The following is a 5,223-nucleotide window of genomic DNA, read 5'->3' as shown; positions in this document are numbered from 1 at the left end:
GTGTTCGCACCGACTAACGCCGCATTCGACAAGTTGCCGGCGGCGACGCTCGACGATCTCAAAACGAACACGGACAAGTTGAAAAGCATCCTGACTTTCCATGTGGTGCAAGGGCAGGCGAGCCCGGCCAAGGTCGACGGCATGCACAAGACGCTGCAGGGCGCCGAGGTGAACGTGGCCGGCATGGGCAACGACCTCAAAGTCAATGACGCGGGCTTGGTGTGCGGAGGGGTGCACACCGCTAACGCGACGGTGTACATGATCGACACTGTGCTGGTGCCACCGAGCCAGTAGTGGTTCGCGGATCGTCGTGAAGATAGGGCAGCCCGGTCCCCCGGGCTGCCCTATCGCTGTTCAGGGGCCCGACCAATCCGAAACGGCGTTGGGCGCGAATAATGATCATGGTGTCACTCGCATTGATCGGTCTGCTCGGAGGTCTCATCACGGGCATTTCGCCGTGCATCCTGCCGGTGTTGCCGGTGATCTTCTTCTCCGGAACCACCGGCACGTCCAACGGGACGGTGGCCGTCGACGTCAAACGCGATGTGTCGCGGCCGTATCGGGTGATCGCCGGGCTGGTGTTGAGCTTCAGCCTGGTGACGCTGGTCGGCTCGGCACTGCTGTCGCTGTTGCACCTGCCGCAGGACGTGATCCGCTGGGTGGCGCTGGCCGCCTTGGTGGCCATCGGGCTCGGCCTGATTTTCCCGCGCGTCGAGCAGTTGCTGGAGCGACCCTTTGCCCGCATCCCGCAAAAGCAGATCGCCACGCGCGCAAGCGGGTTTGGTCTCGGGCTGGCGCTCGGTGTGCTGTATGTGCCTTGCGCGGGCCCGGTGCTGGCCGCGATCGTGGTGGCTGGGGCCACCGCGAACATCGGTCTGCCCGTTGTTATTTTGACTGTGGCCTTCGCCTTGGGCACCGCGGTGCCGCTGTTGTTCTTCGCTCTTGCCGGTCAGCGAGTTTCGCAGCGGGTCAGCGCCTTTCGTCGTCGGCAGCGCCTGATTCGGGTTATCGCAGGGATCGTGACCCTGCTGCTGGCGGTGGCATTGGTGTTCAACCTGCCTGCGGCGTTGCAGCGGGCGATTCCCGACTACACCAGTTCGCTGGAGAACAAGTTGGGCGGCGACCAGAAGATCCAGGAAGCGCTCAACCTCGGCGGCATCGTCAACGACCAGAACAAAGGGTTGTCGAACTGCCACAACGGATCTGAACAACTAGAGAATTGCGGGCCGGCGCCCGATCTCAAAGGCATCACCGCCTGGTTGAACACCCCCGATGACCAACCCATCGATTTGCACGCGCTGCGCGGCAAGGTGGTGCTGATCGACTTCTGGGCCTACTCCTGCATCAACTGCCAGCGCGCAATCCCGCATGTCGAAGGCTGGTACAAGGCTTATCACGACAGTGGTTTCGAGGTCATCGGCGTGCACACTCCCGAGTACGCATTCGAGAAGGTCACCGATAACCTGAAAAAGGGCGCCGCTGACCTGGGGGTCACCTACCCGGTGGCTCAGGACAACAGTTACTCGACGTGGACGAACTACCGAAACCGTTATTGGCCGGCCGAATACGTGATCGACGCCAACGGCGTTGTGCGGCACATAAAGTTCGGCGAGGGCGATTACAACGGCACCGAAAACGTGATCCGCGAGCTGCTCACCGCCGCCCATCCCGGGGTTTCGCTGCCGAACTCGGTGGACGCCCCCGACACCACCCCGAAGGTGGACCTGACGCGCGAGACGTACTTCGGGGTGGGCAAGGTTTCCAACTACGCCGGAAACGGTAAATACGACGAGGGGAGTGCGACGTTCGCGTACCCGCCGACACTGCCCGCCGATTCGTTTGCCCTACAGGGACCGTGGGCACTGGACTACCAGGGTGCCACGGCCGACGGCGATTCCTCGAGCATCAGACTGAACTTCCACGCCAAGAATGTCTACATCGTCGTCGGCGGAACCGGCAGCCTCTCCGTCACCCGCGACGGCAAGACGACGACCATACCCGTGAGTGGGCCACCGACATCACACCAGATCGTCGCGGCCAACGACGTGGCCCGCGGATCCATCGATGTGCGCGCCAGCAAAGGGCTGCAGGTCTTTTCCTTCACGTACGGCTGATTCGCGCCGCAGCCAATCCACGGCGCGTCCGGCTCCGAACCAATTGTGTAGCTATCAACACTGAGGAGCCTGAAAAGTGATCAACATCCAAACCAAGGCGATCCGGGCAACGGGTCTCGCGGCAGCCGCCGCGGTGGGCATTGCCCTCGCCACATGCGCACCCGCCATGGCCGCACCGAATCTCGTAGGTTCGGGTTGTGCGGACTATGCATCAATGCACCCGAACGGCCCTGCTTCGGTAGCCGGGATGTCCCAGGACCCGGTCGCCGTCGCGGCGTCGAACAACCCCATGCTGACGACCCTGACCCAGGCGGTCTCCGGTCAACTCAACCCGCAGGTGAACCTGGTCGACACGCTAAACAGCGGTCAGTACACGGTTTTCGCGCCGACCGATGCCGCCTTCAGCAAGTTGCCGGCCTCGACCATCAATGAGCTGAAAACCAATTCGGACATGCTGAAGAGCATCCTGACCTACCACGTCGTTTCCGGACAGCTGAGCCCGGCGCAGGTTGACGGCTCACACAACAGCGTTGAGGGTGCGCCGGTGAACGTGACGGGCGGCGGCAACGGCCTCAAGGTCAACAACGCCGGCCTGGTTTGTGGTGGCGTGCCGACCGCGAACGCGACGGTGTACATGATCGACACGGTATTGATGCCACCTGGGCAGTGAGTTTTTCCGACGACCCGGGCGTGAGCGTCGCGAAACGCTGGTCCATGCTGACGATTTCGCTGACGGCGACGTTGGCCGCGTTGCCTTTCTTTCCGTTGGTCGCCAACCGATCCGCGTCGGCGGGCACTCCATCGCCGCTGTGACTTAGGGCGTGATGACGTGTGATGGGTCGGGGCGTAGCTCCGGCGGTGCCTGGCTGTAGTCACCGAACGGTCCGTCGCGGCGCTCGACCGCGGCCCGTGCACCCTGGGATTGCGCGATGTGGATGAAGTCGAGCGCCTCGGGGGTGTTGCGCATCAGGCCGTCGATGATGCCGCCCAGCATCTGGGTGGAGGCCAGGCCCATGTTCTCGTAGGCCTGGTTGACGATCAGCTTCTGCGCCCGCAGCTGCGACAGCGGGATCCGCGCTAGTTCGGCGGCGATCTCGGCGACGCGCGCCTCGAGCCGCTCGAACGGCACCGCTTCGTTGATCAGCTCGATCTCGGCGGCCTGCACGCCGGTGAGCGGCCGACCGGTCAGCGCGTGCCACTTCGCCTTGGCAAGGCTCAGCCGGTACATCCACATCCCGGTCAGGTAGGCGCCCCACATCCGGCTGTACGGGGTGCCGATGACAGCGTCGTTGCTGGCGATGACGATGTCGGCGCACAGCGCGTAGTCGCTGCCCCCGCCGACGCACCAACCGTGCAGCTGGGCGATCACCGGTTTGGTGGCCCGCCAGATCGCCATGAACTTCTGATGCGGTCCGACCGGCGCGGTAACCATCGCGAAATCCTTGCCCGGGTCCCAATGGCCGTCGGTGTTCATGTAGTCGTCCCATTGCTGGAAGCCCTCGCCGAAGTCGTAGCCGGCGCAGAACGCCCGCCCCGCACCGCGCAGCACGATGACCTTGATGTCCTGGTCCACCTCGGCCCGGCCGACGGCGGCCTCGATTTCGTCGGGCATCGGCGGGACGATGGTGTTGAGCCGGTCCGGACGGTTCAGCGTGATGGTCGCGACGGGCCCCGCCGTGGTGTACAGAAGTGTCTCGAAATCGGTTGTCGGCATAGCCCGAAGCGAAGCCGCTCTGGACTCAGGGGTCAAGAGCCTCGGCGCCAGCCGGGGACGGCTGACGTCAGTCCTCGGCGTGCCGTTGGGCATCCCATCGTTCGAGGTGCGCCTGCAGCTGGTAAATGCCGACCGCAAATAGGGGGCCGGCCACCGACAATGTGCCTATCAACACCGGGTTCATCTCGACCCTCCCTAGGTTTCCCTACTGCCGCGTCTCAGTGAAAATTAAGGTACTCCTCAGGCTAATCACACCAAAGACTATCCGCGGCGTTTCGCCGAATCTTGACGAAAAAGTGAGCAGATGAGTATCGCGCGGTATTGAAGCGGGACGCTTCACTAGCCGCCGTCGGGCGGCAGCATCTGAAATCCGGTCAGGACGGTGTCGGTGTCGCGGGTGTACACGGGGTTGTCCGGATCGGTGGACTGGACCGTGACGGTCGTCACGTAGGTACTGGTGTCGAAGGTAGCTGCAACCATCAGTGTCCTGATCTTGCGCGGCGGAATGCGACCCATGCTCGGGGCGTCGTAGTCGACGAGCTCAGCCTTGTCGCCGCAGAGAGTGATCTCCTTCGTGTGTAACCCGGTGGCGCCAAGGCGGTCGACCAGTGCAGCTCGTTCCTGGTCGAAAATCGTTTCGTCATCGGTGGCCGCACCGGGCACGGATTCCAGGGTTACCACCGCGGTGGGCATGAAGTCGTTGGCCACCAGGTCCTTGTTTCTCATCGTGAAGCGGATGACGTCTGAGTCGAGCATCGACGCGCGCTCCCAGCCCGACGGCTGCGGGATCCGCAGCCGCGGCTCGCCGTCGGAGTGTGGATCGATCGGCGTCAGGGGCGCTGAAACTTGCTCGCACGAACTGCTTTTGGCTAGCGGGTCGTGCGGACCGGGGACGGCGGCACCGGTGATGACCTTGGAGCAACCCGGCACGGTCAGCAATGCCATGGCGGCGACCGTCGCGCACAGCTTGGACGGCAATCGCATCGCATCACACCACACCCTCGTATCTTGCACTGTCAAGTACCCAGCATCCGCCAGAGAAACGCAAAGGCCAGCGCCGTCTTGAACGCGCTCTGCGCATTGTCGGCCGCCCCGGCGTGGCCGCCTTCGATGTTCTCGTAGTACCAAACCTGGTGGCCGGTGGCTTCCAACGCCGCCGTCATCTTTCGGGCATGTCCGGGATGCACGCGGTCGTCGCGGGTGGACGTGGTGATCAGTACCGGCGGGTAGTCGGCGTCGGCCGAAACATTCTGGTAGGGCGAGTATTCGGCAATGAAATCCCAGTCGTCGGGGTCGTCGGGGTTACCGTACTCGGCGACCCAGGATGCGCCGGCCAGCAGCAGATGGAAGCGGCGCATGTCCAGCAGTGGGACTTGGCACACCAACGCGCCGAAC

The 5,223-nt window shown here is 63.6% G+C and carries 7 protein-coding genes; 4 read left to right on the top strand and 3 right to left on the bottom strand.

All coding sequences use genetic code 11. The features are described 5' to 3' along the window. The 4 genes from WAN02_RS15675 to WAN02_RS15660 form a co-directional block, all read left to right on the top strand. A partial coding sequence (locus tag WAN02_RS15675; RefSeq protein WP_422265123.1) for a fasciclin domain-containing protein occupies positions 1-294 on the top strand: 294 nt, incomplete at its 5' end. 107 nt (positions 295-401) lie between these two features. Beyond that, positions 402-2,114, top strand: coding sequence for a cytochrome c biogenesis protein DipZ (locus WAN02_RS15670; protein ID WP_422265122.1), 1,713 nt, complete (start codon positions 402-404; stop codon positions 2,112-2,114). Positions 2,115-2,190: 76 nt separating this feature from the next. Continuing rightward, the gene (locus WAN02_RS15665; RefSeq protein ID WP_422265120.1) at positions 2,191-2,784 is read left to right on the top strand and encodes a fasciclin domain-containing protein; all 594 of its coding nucleotides are present in this window, start codon (positions 2,191-2,193) and stop codon (positions 2,782-2,784) included. Next, positions 2,781-2,927: a hypothetical protein gene (locus tag WAN02_RS15660; RefSeq protein WP_422265119.1), complete on the top strand. Its 147-nt coding sequence runs from the start codon at positions 2,781-2,783 to the stop codon at positions 2,925-2,927. Before WAN02_RS15665 ends, WAN02_RS15660 begins: the two co-directional genes overlap by 4 nt. Position 2,928: 1 nt before the next feature. Here WAN02_RS15660 and WAN02_RS15655 read toward each other — a convergent pair whose 3' ends face one another. From WAN02_RS15655 to WAN02_RS15645, 3 genes are all read right to left on the bottom strand, one after another. Continuing rightward, positions 2,929-3,828, bottom strand: a complete 900-nt coding sequence (locus WAN02_RS15655) for a crotonase/enoyl-CoA hydratase family protein (protein ID WP_422265118.1) — start codon at positions 3,826-3,828, stop codon at positions 2,929-2,931. Between the two features lie 339 nt (positions 3,829-4,167). Further along, positions 4,168-4,812, bottom strand: a complete 645-nt coding sequence (locus tag WAN02_RS15650; RefSeq protein ID WP_422265117.1) for a hypothetical protein — start codon at positions 4,810-4,812, stop codon at positions 4,168-4,170. A 32-nt stretch (positions 4,813-4,844) separates the two neighbouring features. Then, a partial coding sequence (locus tag WAN02_RS15645; protein WP_422265116.1) for a prolyl oligopeptidase family serine peptidase occupies positions 4,845-5,223 on the bottom strand: 379 nt, incomplete at its 5' end.

The sequence above is a fragment of the Mycobacterium sp. genome (assembly GCF_049281135.1).
Lineage (GTDB): Bacteria > Actinomycetota > Actinomycetes > Mycobacteriales > Mycobacteriaceae > Mycobacterium.
The sequence above is the reverse complement of the archived record's forward strand: the minus strand, read 5'-3'. Positions and strand labels throughout refer to the sequence as shown.

Coding starts and splice junctions, on each gene's coding strand:
- WAN02_RS15670 (WP_422265122.1), top strand. CDS start 402: ATGGTGTCACTCGCATTGATCGGTCTGCTCGGAGGTCTCATCACGGGC.
- WAN02_RS15655 (WP_422265118.1), bottom strand. CDS start 3,828: ATGCCGACAACCGATTTCGAGACACTTCTGTACACCACGGCGGGGCCC.
- WAN02_RS15650 (WP_422265117.1), bottom strand. CDS start 4,812: ATGCGATTGCCGTCCAAGCTGTGCGCGACGGTCGCCGCCATGGCATTG.